At 33.1% G+C, this 20633-nt stretch carries 15 protein-coding genes; 9 read left to right on the top strand and 6 right to left on the bottom strand.

Features of this window, described 5'->3' with window-relative positions; genetic code table 11:
- Nucleotides 1–235 precede the first annotated feature (235 nt).
- The 3 genes from DK441_RS09795 to DK441_RS09805 all read right to left on the bottom strand — a co-directional run bounded on the left by DK441_RS09795 (nucleotide 236) and on the right by DK441_RS09805 (nucleotide 3024).
- Nucleotides 236–1135 carry a thioredoxin domain-containing protein gene (locus tag DK441_RS09795; protein WP_235015746.1) on the bottom strand — a complete coding sequence of 300 codons (900 nt, stop codon included), beginning with the start codon at nucleotides 1133–1135 and terminating at the stop codon, nucleotides 236–238.
- 250 nt (nucleotides 1136–1385) lie between these two features.
- Nucleotides 1386–1865 carry a DUF1573 domain-containing protein gene (locus tag DK441_RS09800; RefSeq protein ID WP_109098553.1) on the bottom strand — a complete coding sequence of 160 codons (480 nt, stop codon included), beginning with the start codon at nucleotides 1863–1865 and terminating at the stop codon, nucleotides 1386–1388.
- A gap of 103 nt (nucleotides 1866–1968) precedes the next feature.
- Nucleotides 1969–3024: a LuxR C-terminal-related transcriptional regulator gene (locus tag DK441_RS09805; protein WP_109098554.1), complete on the bottom strand. Its 1056-nt coding sequence runs from the start codon at nucleotides 3022–3024 to the stop codon at nucleotides 1969–1971.
- Nucleotides 3025–3184: 160 nt separating this feature from the next.
- Here DK441_RS09805 and DK441_RS09810 point away from each other — a divergent pair, with 160 nt between their 5' ends.
- The 6 genes from DK441_RS09810 (at nucleotide 3185) to DK441_RS09835 (ending at nucleotide 8182) form a co-directional block, all read left to right on the top strand.
- A complete protein-coding gene (locus DK441_RS09810) occupies nucleotides 3185–3340 on the top strand; it encodes a YqaE/Pmp3 family membrane protein (protein ID WP_074410361.1) in 156 nt (51 codons plus the stop codon).
- A gap of 135 nt (nucleotides 3341–3475) precedes the next feature.
- Complete coding sequence (locus DK441_RS09815) at nucleotides 3476–5041, top strand: S41 family peptidase (protein ID WP_109098555.1); 1566 nt, start codon at nucleotides 3476–3478, stop codon at nucleotides 5039–5041.
- Nucleotides 5042–5056: 15 nt separating this feature from the next.
- Nucleotides 5057–5647 (top strand): hypothetical protein, encoded by a 591-nt coding sequence (locus DK441_RS09820; RefSeq protein WP_109098556.1) that lies wholly within the window; start codon nucleotides 5057–5059, stop codon nucleotides 5645–5647.
- Between the two features lie 199 nt (nucleotides 5648–5846).
- Nucleotides 5847–6611, top strand: coding sequence for a hypothetical protein (locus DK441_RS09825; RefSeq protein WP_160112030.1), 765 nt, complete (start codon nucleotides 5847–5849; stop codon nucleotides 6609–6611).
- 44 nt (nucleotides 6612–6655) lie between these two features.
- Nucleotides 6656–7372 carry a lipoyl(octanoyl) transferase LipB gene (gene lipB / locus DK441_RS09830; RefSeq protein WP_109098558.1) on the top strand — a complete coding sequence of 239 codons (717 nt, stop codon included), beginning with the start codon at nucleotides 6656–6658 and terminating at the stop codon, nucleotides 7370–7372.
- 261 nt (nucleotides 7373–7633) lie between these two features.
- Entirely contained in the window at nucleotides 7634–8182 is a 549-nt protein-coding gene (locus DK441_RS09835; protein ID WP_109098559.1) for a hypothetical protein, read from the top strand.
- A gap of 75 nt (nucleotides 8183–8257) precedes the next feature.
- Here DK441_RS09835 and DK441_RS09840 read toward each other — a convergent pair whose 3' ends face one another.
- The 3 genes from DK441_RS09840 to DK441_RS09850 all read right to left on the bottom strand — a co-directional run bounded on the left by DK441_RS09840 (nucleotide 8258) and on the right by DK441_RS09850 (nucleotide 15457).
- Nucleotides 8258–11914: a reprolysin-like metallopeptidase gene (locus tag DK441_RS09840; RefSeq protein ID WP_109098560.1), complete on the bottom strand. Its 3657-nt coding sequence runs from the start codon at nucleotides 11912–11914 to the stop codon at nucleotides 8258–8260.
- 283 nt (nucleotides 11915–12197) lie between these two features.
- A complete protein-coding gene (locus DK441_RS09845; protein ID WP_109098561.1) occupies nucleotides 12198–14666 on the bottom strand; it encodes a hypothetical protein in 2469 nt (822 codons plus the stop codon).
- A gap of 188 nt (nucleotides 14667–14854) precedes the next feature.
- Nucleotides 14855–15457, bottom strand: a complete 603-nt coding sequence (locus DK441_RS09850; protein ID WP_109098562.1) for a ribonuclease HII — start codon at nucleotides 15455–15457, stop codon at nucleotides 14855–14857.
- Between the two features lie 134 nt (nucleotides 15458–15591).
- On the opposite strand from DK441_RS09850, the gene DK441_RS09855 reads away from it, so the two are divergent.
- The 3 genes from DK441_RS09855 (at nucleotide 15592) to DK441_RS09865 (ending at nucleotide 20466) form a co-directional block, all read left to right on the top strand.
- Nucleotides 15592–17574, top strand: a complete 1983-nt coding sequence (locus tag DK441_RS09855; RefSeq protein ID WP_109098563.1) for a putative porin — start codon at nucleotides 15592–15594, stop codon at nucleotides 17572–17574.
- A gap of 15 nt (nucleotides 17575–17589) precedes the next feature.
- Nucleotides 17590–18723, top strand: a complete 1134-nt coding sequence (locus DK441_RS09860; RefSeq protein ID WP_109098564.1) for an AraC family transcriptional regulator — start codon at nucleotides 17590–17592, stop codon at nucleotides 18721–18723.
- A gap of 99 nt (nucleotides 18724–18822) precedes the next feature.
- Complete coding sequence (locus DK441_RS09865; RefSeq protein ID WP_235015747.1) at nucleotides 18823–20466, top strand: serine hydrolase; 1644 nt, start codon at nucleotides 18823–18825, stop codon at nucleotides 20464–20466.
- Nucleotides 20467–20633: the final 167 nt, after the last annotated feature.

The following is a 20633-nucleotide window of genomic DNA, read 5'->3' on the forward strand; positions in this document are numbered from 1 at the left end:
TATAAAAAATCTAGAAAATTATCAATAATATATACACATATACATCTGCTTGTAATTATTAGCCAAATATCAATAATAAAAATATGTGTGTCGCCATATCAATAAACTTTGTGACGAATGCATGCAAAAAAGTGATGATTGTGAGTTTTGGTAAACGATTGAAATTAAAATGCTTGACTAATAATAGTCCTCATAGGTTTTTAAAAACCTATGAGGACTATATACATCATAACGATTACTTTGAAACATGTGATGTAGCGTTTAGCTCTTTAATTTTATCTTGTACTTCTTTATTATCTTCAAATTCTAATGATTTTTGGTAGTATTTGATTGCGTTGGCAGTATCCTCCAGGTAAAGATATTTATTAGCTAGACTTACATAAGTATTTGCTTCTTTAGGAAACAACGCCGTATTAAAGTTTAATATTGCTATGGCTTCTTCTTTTTTATCGGCATAGAAAAGAACACTGGCATAGGTGTTTAATTCGTATAAACTCTGGGTCTTATCTTTAAATTGTTTGACTAATTTTTTGGCGTTCTTAGTGATATAGGACGTTCCTTTTTTGGTAAGGACATCATCCATTAACATTACCGAGCTATATTTTGGAGTGTAGTTTTTAGTGAGTATAGCAAGCATATCTTCTTCCAGTGTTTTTCTGGGAGATTCTACAATGCGATTAACTTCTTTACCGTCTTTATAAAAAATTAGAGTAGGCACCCGATGTATATTCAAACCTTCGTGCTCTCCTCCCGGGCTTTGTTTATAGGCCTCCCGACTTCGGTCTACTGCAACAACGGTAAGTCGATCCAGAGGAAAACTACTTTCTTCTAATATTTTGTACATACGAGGAACCTCTCGTTTACTATCTCCGCACCAGGTACCCATAAAAAGAGTAATCGCATAGGAGGGCAGTTGAGCTTTTAAAGAGTCTATACTGCTTTGTCTTGGGATATATTCTTTATGGTTTTTTGAAAACCACTCGTTATATGGTTCTTGTGTTAGCCCCTGGTTATTGATTTTACCAAGAAGCATAGGAGAACTTCCCTCTGTCTTGATCTCATGATTAAAAGATTGAGCAGAAAGTGTCATTATGGATAAAATCATAAATGTAATAAGGCATGTAATTGTTTTCATTGTGTTGGGTTTAAATTAAGTGGAAATAAGATGTAAATGATGAGGCTGTTTGAAATACATTGTCAGTCTGAGCCTGTCGAAGACGTATTGCCTATCAATAGTATAAAAACTTCGACAAGCTCAGTTTGACATTGAGATTCTATTTTTCAGAAAGCTTCATCGTTTTGGGTTTAACCCAAGTGTAACTATAACTCCCTCTATTAGGAGTTGATTAATCGCGAGTTACAAAACCTATTTTTGTATAGAGTGACTATTTGCTTATTGGAGCCCCGCTCACGGCTTTAGCTCTGGGAGTAACCATAGCTTTGATTTTAAGTATTTCTTTACCGTTTTCGGTATTTGCTGTAATCGTTACCTGTTTGTTTTGCAGATTGGGTTTACCATTAGAGTTAAAGGTAACCATCATATCTCCTGTAGCTCCCGGAGCTATTGGTTCTTTTGGCCATTTAGAAACCGTACAACCGCAACTACCTTTGGCACTTATAATAACTAATGGCGCTTTACCGGTATTGGTAAAAGTAAATTTGTGCTCTACAATATCACCCTCGTTAATGGTTCCGAAATTGTGATTGGTTTCGGCAAAGTCCATTACCGGAAAATCTGAGATTTTCGCATCTCGACTTTCAGAAACAGCAACATTTTCTACGTTTATCTTTTTGGTAGCATCATCCTTACAAGATACTACAGCCATTACAAGTAGGCTGGCTAAGATTAGGAATTGTTTTTTCATGATTTTCAAATTTTGATTAGAATGATCAAAAATGAAAACATAAGAGAACAAAATCAATAAAAACAGGTTTGAAAAGGGGACTAGACCCCGGGTGGATTTTTTGTTATTTCTTGATATATAGTGATTTAACTTCGTCTCTTGAACTTACCTCAAGTTTTTTATACAGATTGTTGATATGAGTTTTTATAGTGCTAATACTTACAAACATGGTAGAAGCAATCTCTTTATTGGTCTTGTCATCAAGAATAAGGTCTAATACTTTCTGCTCTTGTTGCGTAAGATTTTTTTCTGAACTATGAGACGCATTTATCTTTTTTCGATAGTTGAGAAATTGAAAAATGTTAAGCGCTATAGCACATGCTAATACTATCCATAACCACCAATTTTTGTATGAAACCTCTTTGGGGCTGATTATAAATTTGTCTGAAGCTAATTCTGTTTCATATTGCTTGGTGTATGTGCTATTCGGATATTTTTTTTGTAATCGTTCTAATAGATTATCGTAATATGTGTTTTGTTTTAAATCTTCAAGGTAATGTGCATACAGATTGTTGGCTTTATCAGATAAAAAAGCATAAACATAAAGTTCTGTGAGGGGTTCGTTTTGGTTTTTTACGAAACGTTGTAATGTGGTAAACCATTTTTTTTCATTGATCTTACGATTGGTTTCACTTCTATATGAAGCAAAGGCAAAACGCATTTCATCAATGATAGAGTCGACTTTAATAAAAGCATTGCTTTTTTCATTATTCGAAACAATTTTACAAAACATTTCATTATCAAAAGAAAAGGGTAAGGTAAGCGTATCTGTGTTATTGGCAATAAATAGTATTTCTCTACTATAAGGGCAAAATCCATTAAAATGAATTGGTTTTTTTTCATTTTCAGAACACCCTTCTATATGAATCCTATACATATGATTTTGTAATGGAAGATTATCTCCCGAAAAGCTAAAATAGCCCATCGAGTCACTTACCGTTTTCTGAATAATCTGTTCGGGATAGATCCCCGATAACTTTCTGTAATCCTCTATCAACGATAAATAAATATCTCCCGACCAGTTTTTTTTATCGACATAGCCAGAAAATTCATATTGTGCCAAAAGTATTTTGGGACAAATCAATACACTAAAGTATAGTATTAGAAATGGTAATTTCATGCATTTAAACCTTTTTAAAATTTGGTATTGCCCGTTTTATTATTTTTAATTTTCAAGCCAGGTTAAAAATATAGAAATTAATTTTATAGTAATATTGTAACATAATAAAATTGTCATCTACTTATAAGTATAACATTTAATTTATTTTACATTACAAACTATGAGTATCTGGAGAGTTATATTGGCTATTTTTTTTCCACCATTATCGATATTAGATAAAGGTTGTGGGTCTGTCGTAATAGTATTGTTGTTAACTATTTGCGGTTGGGTACCTGGAGTGATAGCAGCATTGGTAATACTTAATAATCCAAAATGATAGAAAAACACTTCTGATTTTTCTACAGAAAGGTAGTCGATACAGTAAAAAAACAGGATAATTATGATTAATACATAGCTACAATAATTGTGGCATACATTTAGTGGTACACTTTCGGATCCAAAATGAAGTCTTATGATTAGAACGTTATTTTTATATGTATTAGTTCTTTTATTAACAGCTTGTTCTTCAGTAAAAAAATATAATCAACAAATCAGCGAATTTCATAGCCCAGAAGAAATACACGATGATATAGATTTTGCATATCGTAAATTACAAAAACTACACCCGGATTTGTATTGGTATATTAGTAAAGATTCATTGGATAAAAAAATATATAGATTAAAGAAAAGCATAAAGCAACCTGTATCCAGTATTATATTTTATAAAAAATTAGCTCCGGTAGTTGCCAGTATACGACAGGGGCATACTGCAATTTATCCTCCGTATAAGAAGCAAACAAGAAGAGAGAAAAAAATAAAAGGGAAAAGGAGTTACCCTTTTAAATCATTAGCTTTTTATAGTGTAGATAATAAGGTATATGTCGAAAAGAATTATGAAAAAAGTGATACTCTAGTGGTGGGTTCGGAGATATTGAGTGTAGATCATCAAAAAACAAGTGATCTATTAGTGTCTTTTCAAAAATTACATACCGGGGATGGTTATAATAGAACATTTATCCCAAAGTATATTGGTCATGGTTTTGGAGTGTTTTATGCCAGAACACACCAACAAAAAGATAGTGTACTAGTGAAGCTAAAAACCAGAGACAGTATTTATTCTCGTTATGTACATGCAGGATATAGCAAAAAGATGAAAAAGATAAAAAAGGATACTATAACTGTACCTGTAGAAAAGAAAAGTAAATCAGATAAAAAAAAAGCCAGAAAAAAGAATAAAGAGATACGTAAACAGCATAATAAATATGGTTTTGATACGTACAAGAAAGAATACAATAGAAATTTTAAATTTATTACATCAGATAGTACTTCTGCTATTGCTTATATGAAAATAAGAAGTTTTACGAATGGGAATTATAAAGATTTTTATGAAGAAAGCTTCTCAAAGATAGATTCTGCAAGCAGTAAAAACCTTATTATAGATTTAAGAGGAAACCTGGGAGGCAGATTAGCAGAAATAGAAGAACTCTATTCGTATTTGACCGATAAAGAATATGTATTTATCGAAAAGGCAAAAATGACGAAACGGCTAAGCTTCTTATACCCACTTTTTCATACAAAATCCTGGATCGGGAAAACAGGAGCTATCCTGTTCTCTCCGGTGTTAACAACATACCAGTTTTTTAAAGTTAAAAAAGAAAAAGGAGATCCTTATTTTAAATTCAAGTATAGTAAACTCAGAACACCAAAATCAAATTCATATACCGGTAAACTTTATGTTTTAATAGATGGGGAAAGTTTTTCTGCAAGTAGTATTTTATCTACTCATCTAAAAGCGACCAAACGTGCTACTTTTGTAGGGGAAGAAACTGGTGGGGCATATAATGGTACCATTGCAGGCTTTTTTGCCTATGTAGAGCTTCCCAATTCTAAAATAAATATGAGAGTAGGGTTGATGAAAATAAACGCGCCTCATACTGTAGAACCCGATGGTTTTGGGATTAAACCAGATGTTTATATCGAAACAAAAAAAGGGGTAGACAAGGAGCTTGAATGGATATTGCAAGATGTAAATAAATAAAACGATAAAATCAATATGATCAAAGAAAGAATAATTAGAACAGGTAGAGTAATTATCCTTATCATGACAGTAGCGATAGTACAAAGTTGTAAGAATGAAGATACATCTTCACAATCTGACGTTTTATTAAAATTATTTAGTTTAAAAACGTCTAATGATTGGATTATTAAAATCCCTGAAACAAATGCTAAATGTAAAATTTCAGAAGTTGATATAGATTCTTTACATGTGGCAAAAGGAGTGTATGTCGATGGAGAGGGACGAGGAGAAGTTATTGTTGATTATTTAAAAATAACAACCTTTAATCAATCTTCTAAAAATGAACTATATTTTGTGGTTCCTTTCAAGGTTTCAAATCAGGGTTCTGGTATTTTTAATTATATAGGTATGTTTGTTTTAAATTATGAGGATAAAATAATTAAACAAATTGATTCTCATTTTTTGGGAGATAGAATTATAATTGATTCACTGGAGTACAATGGAAACGATACTCTTCAGATTCAATTTAAAGCCCATTCAGAACGACAAAGCTTTTCTGAAATTCCTGTAGAACGTAAAGAATTGAAAATTAATGTTAGTAAAAATGGTTTTAAGACTACTACATAATTAGTATTCGCAAAAAAAGCTTATGTATAAAGCAATACTTATAGCTATTATATATTCTACAGTATAATTTATAATATTTAATTTACTTTTACGTCACAGATCGAAAGTGTAAGTAAAAGTTAGCTGGGTACTATCCATAATCTTAATGAAAATAGATCTGTTAGAATAGGTACTCTAGTTCGAATAAATAATAAAGTATATGAAAAGATTTAGTCTTTGTGTGTTAACTATAGTATCATCTTTACTTTTGGTAGGATGTCAATTTTCCGAGCATTTGAATCTGAATGAAGATGGAACAGGAAAAATTACCATAAACTTTGATGGATCGGAGCTTATGAAGATGGGTGAAGGACAGGTTGCAGAAAAGAAAGAAAAAATAGACTCGCTACTGGTTTTTAACGATTTTTTAGAGGAGCATAAGGACAGTATTTCAAAATTGTCAAAAGAAATGCAGGAACGATTACAAAGGTTAAAAGACTTTGAAATGCATATCGTAGTCAACTCTGAAGCTAAAGAAATGAATATGGATATGTACAAAGGCTTTAAAGACGTTTCTGAGTTAGGTGATATATTTAGTGATTTTAAAACTGCTATGGTTATCGAAGGCAAGAATAATAAGACTCCGGGAAGTGGGAGCACGTTTGATCCTCTCGAAACATTAACATCGGAAGAAGGAGGGACCAAAGTAAGATATAGTTTTAAAAACAATAAGTTTAGTAGGATTACAGAGATTATTGACGAAGAAAAGGTTAAAAAAAGCATGGATAGTTTAGAGAAAGCTAAAATGTTTTTAGCAAGCTCTAAATATAAATTGAAGTATACTTTTCCGAGAAAAATAGTAAAAATGTCATCTGATAAAGCCACATTTAGCTTAGATATGAAGAGTTTTATACTCGAAGTCGGGTTTATTGACTTTATGGAAAACCCTAAGATATTAGATGTCGAAGTAGAGCTTGAAAATTAAAAAAAATATCATTTCACTTTTTTTAAGACGTATCTTTGTGAACTATGAATAAAAAAATTCAACTCCAGGATATTGGCCGTAAAGATTATAAAGAAACCTGGGAGTATCAGGAAACTCTTTTTAAAGAGATTTTAGATATAAAAATAAAAAATCGAAGAGAAGATGTAGGGCTTAGTACACCAAATCACTTTCTTTTTGTAGAACACCCACATGTATATACATTGGGTAAAAGTGGTGATATCAGCAATTTGTTATTATCAGAAGAGCAATTAAAAGAAAAAGAAGCCACATTTTATAAAATTAATAGAGGAGGAGATATTACCTATCATGGCCCCGGGCAGATTGTAGGATATCCAATTCTTGATCTTGATAATTTCTTTACCGATATCCATAAGTATCTTCGTTTTTTAGAAGAAATGGTGATTCTTACTTTGGCAGAATATGATATTAATGCCACAAGAAGTGAAGGCGAGACTGGAGTGTGGATTGATGTGGGCACTCCGTTTGCCCGTAAAATCTGTGCTATGGGAGTTCGGGCCAGTCGCTGGGTTACAATGCATGGCTTTGCCTTAAATATTAATGCTAACCTGGGGTATTTTGATCACATTATTCCTTGCGGAATTAAAGACAAAACCGTTACATCTTTGCATGTCGAATTAGGAGTAGATCGTGTAGACGTAGATGAGGTTAAAGCAAAGTTGCTAAAACATTTCACAACTCTTTTTGAAGCAGAATTTATACCACAAAAAGCCGAAATTTAATCTTCGGCGTTTCATCTGTTTATTTTATTTGTAGTATCGGTCGGATAGGAATTCGCCAATACTAATTTTGGTTGATATTAACTACATTATTATGGTTCATTTCATACTAAAAAAGTTAATCCCGGGTTTTATATGTAAAGGTGATTTATTTTTTTGAGTGAAGTGAAAATAGGAGTAAAAAATAGCATTTTATAGCCACTGAAAAAAGTGTAAATCCCTTCATAATAACAATCTAATCTTTTTAATAAAAAAAGATTAAAAATGATAAAACAGATGAAGGTATATACTTTTCTTAGTGCTCTTATGCTGGTATGGGCATGCAAAACTCAAAACACAGTCGATTCTTCAAAAGGAATAGCAGTAGTTTCTATACCTCATAATGATAAAGAGTATTGCCCGGAGGGGGGAGACTGTACTATCAAACTTCATAAAAATTCTTCGCTGGTGTTAAAAAAAGATACCACAGGTAGATATTATCCTGTTATCGAAAAAGGAGAGGGGATAGTTGTCGAATTTAAATTTTTAATCAAAGGGCCAGAAGGTACTGCAGATGGGGATTATTCTGAAACAATACATTTTGAAATCAATAAAGATGCAGAGACTTTACGTTTAAAAGGTGAGGCATTAAAACAAGTAGATTTACTTTTTGGAAAACATTGTTTTTGTAGAGGAGAGGCAGGATATTATAAGGTAAAAGATGGGAGTTTAACGCTTCAAAAATCAAAAGACGAAATCAATATTGATATATCCCTTAGCATACCTGAGGTTTCTCATAAAACCTTCAACATTAAAGAAAAAGTAAGACTTTAATTCGGGTTTAACTTAAAAAAGTAAGCGATGCATTTCTCAATGCATCGCTTACCATAATTAACTATAATCGAATATTTACTCTTGTACAAATTGAAAAGATTTGTATTTACCTTCGCCTCCCGGGTTAAGTTTCAGGATATATAATCCCGATGGTAATGCACTGGTATTGATTGTTTTTTGAACTAACTTACCTTTCATTACGATTTTTCCAAGAATACTTACAATCTCATATGAAGTATCTTTTTTAGAAACGATTACATGTAGTAAACGATCTTTTCCTACAGGATTAGGGAATGCAGATACTTCTACTTGTTTTGTAGTTGTTGTACCCTCTATGGTTACTAATGATCTTGCAGAGGGGCTACCGATTGTAAATGTCGTAGCTTCAGAAGATCCGAAAGATCCTCCAGAGGCTATTGTTGTTCCTTCTGAAGTAAGCGTATATGATCCATTACCATAAGCACAGCAGATACCATCACCATACGTGTCATTAAGTGTAAAAGTATAGGTTCCTGGTTCTAAGCATTCTGTAATTGTTAATGTTGATCCATCAGGTTGAGAGTCATAAGTTCCTCCCGATGCAACGACCTGGTTATTGCTATCGGTAATTTGCCAGCTTGTCTCTTGTGGGTAATTGTCAAAATTAAGAGTTAATACTACATCAGTACAGGTAGTTTGTGATCCTCCTTCGCTCAGACTCACATCATCTATAGCTATATCACCTTGCCAGGTGTTGCCTGTAACTCCATTGAAACGTAATTGTACTGTAGCACCTAAGTATGTATTTAAATCTACATTTACCGATTGCCATGAATTCCCTTGATTTCCTGATTTAGACCAAACCGAGGTCCATGTAGCACCATTATCATTACTGGCTTCTAATGCTAAACTACCCATAGTTGAAGCGCCATACATGTGATACTTAAATGAGAAATTAGCTTTTGTCTGAGCGGTTAAATCAAAACAAGGAGAGTTAAGAATTGCTCTTTTGGTAGGATAATTAGGCGTAGACGATTCCATATATACATAATAAGTTCCTTGTGAAGCACTAGAAGGTCCTGTGTTTCTAGATGGAGTTCCGTTAGCATCTACAGCCCAGTCAAAATCATCTCCGGTTGCCTGTTTCCATGCTCCAAGAGTATTTTCAAATCCTTCAGTATATGGAAATGATGAGATCTCTGCGGTACAAGAAGAACCTCCTGTATCAGGAAGTGTAGTAATATTTACAGTAGTACTGGCATTAGATTCGTTACCAGAAGCATCTTTTGCTTTTACGCTAAAGCTGTAAGCAGTATCTGGTGATAATCCAGTAACCTGATAAGAAGTAGTAGTAACTGTAGAGATCACTGTAGTACCTCGATAAACATCATATCCGCTAACCCCTACATTATCGGTAGAAGCATCCCAGGAAAGATTAACTGTGGTCTTTGTAATATTAGAAGCTGCTAAATTAGCAGGAGTTGTTGGCGCCTGAGTATCTGGTTGTGAAAGCGTAGTTGCATTAGCAGTGTTACTGAAATTAGATTCATTACCTGCTGCATCCTTTGCTTTTACTCTAAAACTATATGATGTATTAGCCGATAATCCGGTAACCTGATATGAAGTAGAGGTTACTGTAGTGACTACAGTATTTCCCTGATAGATATCATATCCTGTAACCCCCACATTATCTGTAGCGGCGTTCCAGTTAAGATCAACAGTAGTTTGTGTGATATTTGAAGCAGCTAAACCACCAGGAGTTGTAGGTGCTTGTGTATCTCCACCACTTCCTCCAGAGATTTCAAAATTAGCATTAGAAATATCATAGAAAATATGCCCAGATCCTCTGACCATTATTCTGTTCTGTGTTCCTACTGCATTTGGCACAGTGATGCTATGAGAACCATCATTAGGTACTGCAGAGGCGATTGTTGTTGTATACGTATTTCCTCCATCGGTAGATAGTAAAATATCTACATTGGCAGCATTAATACCATTACTAGTTGTTCCGGCAACATCCCAGGTAACGGTTTGTGTTGATCCCGAAGCCCAGTTAACATTGGTGTTGGGTGCATTAACAACAAAAGGCCCAGCTGCACCAGCAACGGTTATTTTTGTATCGTCACTGGCAGTACTTGCTCCACCAGATGCATTATCTCTTACGGTAAGTCTAAAATTCATTGTTCTGCTTACAGAAGGAACAACCTCCCAGGTAGAAGAGGTTTGCCCCGAAATAACTGTTGGTAATGCCGGCATATATCTATCCGACGAAGCAGTTGGAGTTAAAGATCTAAAAGCAGGTCCGTTGGTCGAAGTGGCAACAGGTGGCATAGTTGCAGGTTGCGCGTCCATTTGCTCCCAGCAATACGTAAGATTGTTTCCCGAATTAGCATCAGATCCATTACCTTTTAACACAAATGGTGTTGAGGCAGGAATCGTATAATCCTGTCCGGCATTAGCAGTAGGAGCAGCATTACCAGTATTAGTTTGATTACCACATGTACTGTTTCCTTGCGAAATATTCTGCCACATTTCCTGGATGCTAATTGCATGAAAATAAGCATCACTATTGTTTTGTACGTTTGGAGAACAAATACCAGCATATCCCATAATCGTAGAAGCACTTCCTGGCTCTACAGATGCATTAGATCTCTGGCAGCTATTATTTTGAGTATGATTTCCACCGTATTGGTGTCCCATTTCATGAGCAACATAATCTACATCATACGCATCTCCGATAGGACGACCACTTCCTGTGATTCCTCGTGCCTTAGAATTTGTACAAGGAGATCTAAGTTGTGCCAGTCCTCCTCCTCCGGTGCTAAATGCATGTCCGATGTCATAATTGTTAAAACCAATAGCATTGTCACAAACAGTCTGACTTTCATTAATTAATGCATTGGCATTACTATTACTTAAGTTATCGGTATTAGCGTCTAGAAAAATGATATCTGTATTATTATTTACCAGTACCATGGTAAGAGCAAGGTCTCTTTCAAAAATACCATTTACTCGAGTCATGGTGGTATTTACAGCAGAAAGTACAGCTTCTTTTTTTACCTGATCAGATGCGCCAGAGCTAATTCCCTGATTATTGATATGAAATTGAGAATATTCTCCGGTACATGCGATAGCTAATCTAAAAGTTCTTAGTTTACCATCATTGGCATTTTTTAAAGCATTGAATTGTTGATTAGAAAAGTTTGATTTAACGTTTTCTTCAACCAGACACTCAAAACTATTAGGATCAGCAGGTAGATCTGCTTTAGCATAACAGATATAACTCGTTTTGTCTTTTGTATAAGGATCAATGTAGATGGTCGAATGATTTCCAGAAGTTATCATGGCGTGTAAACCAACATTAGAGAAACTAAATCTGGCAATAGATGTAGGATCATCAATCCCGTATCCAACAAAAGATTGGATACTTGGAAATCGTTTTGCGAGTCCTTCTTCAAGAACAGAAGCTTCAAGAATTCTAAATTTTTGTAATACTCCTTTTGCAGTAGGGAGTTGGATTACAACACCAGAACTTTTTTGTTGTACTCTTGATGGTGTACGTTGCAAGATAGATCTTAACGCTGTAGTGTTTAAGTTAAATAGTTGATACTGCGTTGGAGTTGTTTTTCTAAATTCTTTGGATTTGACTTGTGCTTTTGCAGGAGATACGGGACTCCATAGTTGTGCATTAACACTAATACTCACGAGTAAAAACGTGAGCACCAGTATTTTGTTAAAAATACTTGTTTTCATAATTGAGTTTGGTTTGTGTTAGTAAATCTATGTCATTGGCTGTACAACTCTTAATCATGAAATTTAGTACTTGTAAAATAACATTTAACATAAAATAATAATAACTGGCTCAAAATCTTAAATTAATGTTAAATAAAATATATAAATGTATTTCCTTAAAGTAGTAAGGTGAAAAGCAGGAAAATGCTCTGTAGTATGGAGTTATGTATATATTGAGTTCTGATAAAAGAAAACCCGAAATTTAAATTTCGGGTTTTCTTTTATCGTTTTTTTTAACAATAGATTAATTTATTTGGTAGATAAGCACTCCATTTTCTTCTCCCTGAACTACAAATTCGAGATTAGGATCCTTATCCATATTCCCTAAACTTAATACAGAATTACCATATACCGGGAAATTAGGAAATAGCTCAGCATTGCTATCGTATAAGTATACTTTTTTGGCTTGTATATCTGTAATGGTAACATAAATCTTATTATTGATAAAATAAAGTTTAGGCTCTGTATACACTCCAAAATCAAGTTCAAGGGTTTTACCTTTTATAGTAAGTTTATTTTCAGAAAAAGTAACCAGGGTTTTATTGGTAGCTACCATTCTATTATCCTCATGCAAACTTAGATTTTGCTCTACAGCATTACCATCGTTTTGTACTTGAATTAATTTTCCACTTTTAGTAGTAGATGTAAATTTGTTCAGGTATTGGTACCATTCATTTTTAGAAAAATCAACTTTTTCTTTTACATTAATTCGCGGTTTACCTATTCGATCTAGGATAGTTAATGTTCCATTTTTTTCAGAAAGTAAAATATAATCTTTAGTTCCGATTCTAATATGTTTTGGCGGTAAAATAAGATCTGTTTCTGTGTTTTCAAACCTAAAACCGGTTACAGCTTTTGCCTCTGCATCAAACATTTTTATTTCATTGCCCTGGGTAATAACAATACGATAACGCTTGCTTTTGTCATAATCAAATAACGCAAGAGGTTGTGTAATTGGTTTTTCAAATGTCTTAGGATATGGTTTTACATCTTTTCCATCGCGATCAACCAGATATAAGGTATTGGCAGTATTAAATAATAGTTGGTATCTGCCATTTTTGTAGATATCGATTTGTTGAATATCGCCTAGTATTTCACCATCGACTTGTTTTTTCCAGAAAATAGCACCTTTATCAGAAATTAGATATACATTGTTTTCGATATCCTGTACTGTAACATCCATACCTTTGGTTCTGTGGTTTTTAACAAGAACGGGCCTGGTTAATACCTTATTTTCCAAAGTAGTTGATGCAATTTGTGTGACAGATGTAGCGGCACCTTTAGCTCTGCTTTTTTGTAAAATGCTATGCACGTGAGCAAAATCGTTTTCTTTTACAACCTGTACTATTCCTATTTGATATCCTTTATTTTTAAGTGCTTGCCATTGCGATGAATGTTCTTCTTCAACATTTTTAGAAATGTATTCTTTTATGTTTTTGATAGTACCTGCTATTAATATTGAAGATTCGTCGGATAAATCTTTTACAGTTGCTTTGTAATACTCTTGATCATAGAGTAATGTTTGATTCAGGATATTAGCAATAATATCTTTAAGAGCTCTTGTAGAAGATCCAAAAATGATAAAATCATCCCGAACAAAATAAAACTTGGCGTCAAAATCGTTAACCAAAGGAGTAAGGATTTGCGAAAAAGCAGAGGAGCCTTTATAATTGTATATTGGTGTATTTCTATAGGTGTCTACTTTATCTCCTGCCAAACTTTCCTGAGCCGTTTCGGGGTTAAGAGAATTTAGAACTAATATATTTTCTTTTTCGAGAAAAATCATACCGATTTCAGAAACACCTGATAATATATCGTCAAGGTCTCCAGGGATATCTTCTAATTCTCTATCCTGCGCTAAGGATAGATTTTTCTTCAATACATCAAAGTCATCGTAAGTATAAGAGATAAACCCTCTTGCAGTAACAGGTGTCACTTTTGAAATTTTATTCTCCTGGGCGATTGTATTATCAAAAATCCCAATGGTACTGGATAGTGAATCTTTTTCTATAGCAATACCATCCAGGTACATTGCATCCTGTCCTATAGTAGCATCGGCTGATATCCAACCGCTAAAATTTTGCAAGCTTTTGAGATCTGTATTAGGCAGTAATGTATTGTGAATGTTTTGTAATTTTTTCCCATTTACCAGTACAGATAATGTGTTTTCGGTACCAGACACTTCATATACTTTTTGTAAATCTTTATCAATAGGAATTGGAGCGGCTTGCATTCGTATTGCATTTTCGATCAATAATTGAGAAGAAGAGGCAATAAGCAGGCTATCCTGTCGGGTAGCAAAAAATGATTCTCCCTTTGATGTCACCTTATAAATGGTATTCTCAGAATAATTTATAGTTTCAATCTGCTTTGTATTTAGCGAATCGGTATTGATTACAGAAGGATCGAATTTTGAAATATAGGTATATTCATAATCGTTTTTTCCTAATGGAGAGAAACATAATATGCTTTCTGTCTGATGCGTTTGATCCAGAATAGACAAGTTTTTGAAGTATTCGAAAAAAGCAATCTGGTTATTGTTTTTGATAAAATTATTATCTCTTAATTTACTGGCAGCACCTTCAAGATCATTAATTTTTATAATAATTTGAGTATCTCTTGGGATGTGATCCAGTAAAGAATTTGATTTTTTCGATGTGTCCTCGCAAGAAATAGCAATAAAAATTAAAAGAACAGCGGTTATCTTTTTCATTATGCCAATGCGTTTTGTATTCCTGAATTTGGTTGTCAAAATAAAAATTTTCAGTTTCCCGGTTTGCAAAATATAAAATCTAAATTTAATAATTTATTTAACTTAAGGTATCTAAAATTTATTTCCATCTATTTGTTAAATTCTTTTTTAAACCAAGCTTTTCTCTTTCTTCAGCCTCAAAGATATAACTATTTAAGATCTAGTGTAAGTTGTTCTGGTAATAGCCTAAAGCTTTTCCTATGATATTTGGTAATTCCATATTTTCGAATGGCATCTCGGTGCTCTACTGTTGGGTATCCTTTATTCTTTTTCCAGTTGTACATAGGGAACTCTTCATGTATTTTTTCCATAAACTCATCACGATATGTTTTTGCCAATACAGAGGCTGCTGCAATATTTAAATATTTTCCGTCTCCCTTTATAACGCAAGTATAGGGTATATTATGATATGGCTTAAACCTGTTTCCGTCTACAATGATATGTTCTGGCTCAGGTTTTAATTGCGCTATCGATCTTTGCATAGCCAGAATAGAGGCGTTTAAAATATTGATCTCATCAATCTCTTCCATAAAAATATGTGTAACACCGTAGGTCAAAGAGGAGTCTTCTATTATAGGTTTTAGTAGATTTCTTTTGGCTTCGGTAAGTTGTTTAGAATCAGTAAGAATCGAATTATTGAAATCACCAGGTAAGATTACGGCTGCTGCTGTGACCGGACCTGCCAGGCATCCTCGCCCTGCCTCATCGGTGCCACATTCGAGAATGTCTGGATTTAATTGTAATGTAAGCATATTACGAAGATACGGTATGAATAGAATACCTAAAAACTATTTTTATAAATTGACTAAAAAGTTAATTTAAACAAACAATGAGTATCATTTACTTTCGTTAAAAAAGTATATTTTTGCCACAGTTTAGCATTCTAATGAGAAAAAACATAATATTTATAGTTGCACTGTTATCGGTTTCGATGATGTGGGCACAAAGAGATCAGGAGAGAGTAGGTGATTCTAATCTAGGAGATGGATCTCAAGAACCCAGAAAATCGTTAAGGCAGCCAAAGACTAAAAAAAAGAAGCCACCGGTTACAGACTATAAGATCATTACGATAAAAAATGATACAACGTATCAGGATACAACATTAACGATACTAAAGGATTATAAGTTTAATTATCTGCGTAGAGATGATTTTGAGTTACTTCCTATTCATAATGTTGGGCAAACCTATAATAGTTTGGCAAAGCGAGAAGAGCGAGACCATATATTACCACTTATGGGAGCCAGGGCCAGGCATTTCAATTTTATGGAAGCCGAAGATATAAAGTACTACCAGGTGCCTACCCCGCTTACCGAGTTGTATTTTAGAACTACTTTTGAACAAGGGCAGCAACTAGATGCTTTTTTTACGGTAAATACTTCACCAAGACTTAATCTTTCGATCGCTTATAAAGGCGTACGATCTTTGGGGAAATATCAACATGCTTTAACGAGTACAGGTAATTTTAGAGCTACAGCTAGTTATTCGACCAAAAATGACCGGTATAGAGTACGTACTCATTTTGTGTCACAAGATTTGCTTAATGAAGAAAATGGAGGATTATCGGCAGAAGGACTAAATCAGTATTTGGGTACAGGCAATTTTGTTGGAGAAGAAGATGAATTTGCAGATCGAGGTTCGGTGTCTGTTAATTTTCAAAATGCCGAAAGTATATTACTAGGAAAACGATTTTATCTAAATCACGAATACGCAATACTTAAAAAAACAGATAGTTCTTCTACAGCATTGTCGGTAGGACATATAATGGATCTTACAGATAAGAGATTTAAATATGATCAGGCAGCAATTGCTCCCGATAATCTCTTGGGGGCATCCTATGTAGCTACAAATATTTCTGATAATGTAGCTTTAGAAGATTTTAGCAACCAGGTATTTGTAGATTTTACCAATAAGTGGTTGGGGAATCTGCGTGTACTGGGCGGAAGCTCTAATTATAATTACGGGTATAATGCAATTGTAAATCAGGTAAACAGTTCTGGTGCTCAAATAAATATAACAAATCGTATTAAAGGAGATATATATTCTGTTGGGGGTGAGTATAAGAATACCTATAAAGGATTTAAGCTGTTTGCAGATGGAATGACCATTGTTTCTGGTGATTTTACAGGAAATTATTTTAATGCAGGTGCGGGGTATGACCTTAATGATAACTATGGTATCCAGGCCAAAGTAAGTTCTACATCTGTTGCTCCCAATTATAATTTTTTACTCTACCAAAGTGATTATGTAAACTATAACTGGCAAAATAATTTTGATAATACCGAAACTCAAAAAATACAGGTTAATATCAAAGCCAGGAAAATTGCTGAAGTAGAAGCGAGCTATGCTACGATTAGTAAATATACCTATTTTACAAAGGATGCTAATGCTGCAATTGTACCTCTACAAGCTCCAGAAAGTATTGATGTACTGAAGGTAAAACTTTCACAAGGACTTAAATACTGGAAACTAGGTCTTGATAATACCGTAATGTATCAAAACATTCAGGGAGGAGATCAGATATATAATGTACCCGAAATTACCACCAGAAACAGTTTGTATTATCACGATCACTGGTTTAAAAAAGCATTGTATTTACAAACAGGAGTCACTTTTAAATACTTTACAAGCTATAAAGCAGATGCATACGATCCTGTGTTGTCCGAGTTTTATGTTCAAAATACCGAAGAGATTGGTGGTTACCCTCAGTTTGATATCTTTTTTAATGCCAAGGTACGACAGACAAGAATCTTTTTTAAAGTCGAAAACTTTGGTGAAGCCTTTAGACAGAACAACGAGTTTTCTGCACCGGGATATGCAACACGTGATGCTGTATTGCGCTTTGGTTTGGTTTGGAATTTCTTTTTGTAACCGAGCCGTTATATAATGTGCGAAATCAATTTAAATATTTTCAACCTTATTATAATAGCATCTATATGTATAGGAACCACATTTGGGTTATTACTTATTTTTACTAAGCGGATAAATAAAAAAGCTAATGTACTACTTGGCTTAGTTACTTTTATTATTGTTTTTTGGAATATTTGGATATTGAGTTTGGATTTTCAAATCACTAATTATATACCACATTTTTATTTAATACCATTAAATTATTCTTTAGCTCTTGGACCATTATTATATTTATATGTAAAAAAAATAACCAACTTTAGTTATCGTCTTTCTAAAAAAGACAGCATTCATTTTTTGCCATTAGTAATAGAACTCGCGATACATTTTATGATTAGTCGTGATGCACTTGTTAATAATACTATTGGTATAGAAACGAATACCTATCTTCAATTAATGCCTGTTGTTCAGTTTTTTGCAATTATTTCTATAGTAACCTATTGTTTATATGCCCTAAAAGAAATTAAAGTTTATCACACATGGTTAAATAAAAATTACAGCAATAATGACGCATATAGCTTAAGATGGTTATATAGGTTGATTATCGTATTTGCTGTACTTTGGTTTTTATGGACACCCTATACTATTATTGATTATATAGTATTTAATTTTCAGTTAGGCATAAGTGATTATTACCCAATTTATGCAGTACTGTCTATTATCACTATTTGGATTAGTGCAGAAGCTTTTTTAAGACCAGAAGTAATTTTACTCGAGGCTAATAGAGAAAATAGTATTGATAAAGAAAAGCCATCTGAAGAAATCTTCAAAAAAGCATCTTGGTTAAAAGAGCAAATGGTAACTAATCGTTTTTATCTTAACTCAGAATTGACATTAAAGTCTTTAGCAGAAAACCTTAAAATGCACCCCAATATTTTGTCTAAAGTAATAAACGATGGTTTGGATAAAAATTTCTCGGATTTTGTAAATGAATATCGTGTAAATGCTATTATCGAAAAATTACATAGTGGTAATTATGATCACATAACCTTATTAGGTTTGTCTTTTGAGTGTGGTTTTAATTCAAAAACAACTTTTAACAGAGTCTTTAAAAATATTAAGGGCATTACTCCTTTGCATTATAAGAAATCAATAAAAAAAGACTCTCAATAGCGTTAAATGAGTCCCATTCTATAATATGGAGCTTTTGTAAGCCCTGGTAGATCTATGTTTGTTGAATAATTCAATTATCAATCAAACATGAAATCAAAAATGAAATCAAATTATTTAGTACTTATTGTTTGCTTCATCGTAGCATGCAATACTAGTAAAAGTTCAACACCAAAAAAATCTCAAACCAATGAAATTGAGAATCTATTTTTTTCAAAGGTTGACTTTAAAAAAAATAAACCTACACCAAATGACTACGTCAATAGTTTTACACTTAATAAAGATGAGTTTCTGAACATTCATTTTACATTAAATAAACCTCTTATTGAAAGCCTTAAATTATTATCCCCAGGCTTATCACAAGATCAATTATTGAATAAAGGGAATTTTCAATTTTCGTTTTTAGTAGATGGAAAAAAAGTTCATGTAGAAAATTTAAACAAAGGTGCAGGAACTATAGATTCTAAAACAACCAAACTTAAACATATGGTTCCGTTAATGTATCCCGAACAGATTGATTTTTGGGGTTGGTTTATGTGGCTAAAGTTTATGAAATTAAGTGGAGGACAAGATGTTCTCGTAGAAGGTAACCATTCTTTAACTATTGAAGTAAGACCCTATTTAAAAGAAGAAACGCTAAAAGTAGGTGCGATTTTAGCCAAAGGAAATATAACAATCGAAGTGGCCAAAATTGCTATAGACGAAAGTCTAATACCAGTTCAAAAAATACAGCCCGATAGTGGTTGGCAATTATCTAAAGATAGTTTTGATCGTCACAAAATAGAAGCACTAAATAGAAAAATAGCTGAAAAAAGATTCGAAAATATTAATGGAGTTGTCGTTATAAAAGAAAACAAGCTTTTAATAGAAGAATATTTTAATGGTGAAGACAGAAATAGTTTACACAACTCAAGATCTGTAGGGAAATCATTTGCATCTACAGTGCTGGGGATTGCTATTAAAGAAAACTATATCAATAGTGAAAATGCATTTTTAAAAGATTTTTACAAATTAAAATCCTTTAAAAATTATAGCAGTAAGAAAGATTCTGTAACATTAAAATCTCTTCTAACTATGAGTTCGGGATTTCTTGGTGATGATAGTGATTACAATAGTTTAGGAAATGAAGAAAATATGTATCCAACCGATAACTGGGTTAAATTTTCACTTGATTTACCAATGCAGAAAGATAAAACAATAGGAAAAGATTTTACTTATTTTACTGCTGGAGTTGTGATCTTAGGAGATATCATTCATAAATCTGTTCCTGAAGGGTTAATTTCTTATGCAGATAAAAAATTATTTGAACCACTTAATATTACCAATTATAAATGGCAATACACACCACAAAAAGTTGGGAATACCGCTGGGGGAATACAGTTAAGAGCCATCGACTTTGCTAAGTATGGGCAATTATACAAAAACAAAGGAAAATGGAATGGCAAACAAATTATAACAGAAAAATGGGTAGAGAAAAGTGTATCAAAACAAGTATCACAAGCCTATGCTGGTATAAAAGATGGCTACTACGGCTACCTTTTCTGGAATAAAATATATACCATTAATGGCAAAGATTACCCAGTTTCTTTTTGTAGTGGTAGAGGTGGGAATAAGATTTTTATCTTTAAAAACATTCCTTTTGTTGTTGTTATTACTTCTTCTGCATATAACAATCCAAATGCTCATGCTAATGCAGACAAAATGATGAAGGAATATATATTACCTGCAATAATAGAGAAAAAATAAAGCCAATAGCCAGCAATGTATAAAAACGTAGGATGGTTTAAGATAGTTTGAAAGGCTTCGAAATTTACTAAGTCGTCAAATCTTAAATTAGACATTTGCAAAAAAATGATAAAAGCGAAATATTTATATTTGATTTAGTACCAATCTAAAAAATTATCATTAATTAA

This window comes from Aquimarina sp. AU58 (assembly GCF_900312745.1).
GTDB lineage: Bacteria > Bacteroidota > Bacteroidia > Flavobacteriales > Flavobacteriaceae > Aquimarina > Aquimarina spinulae.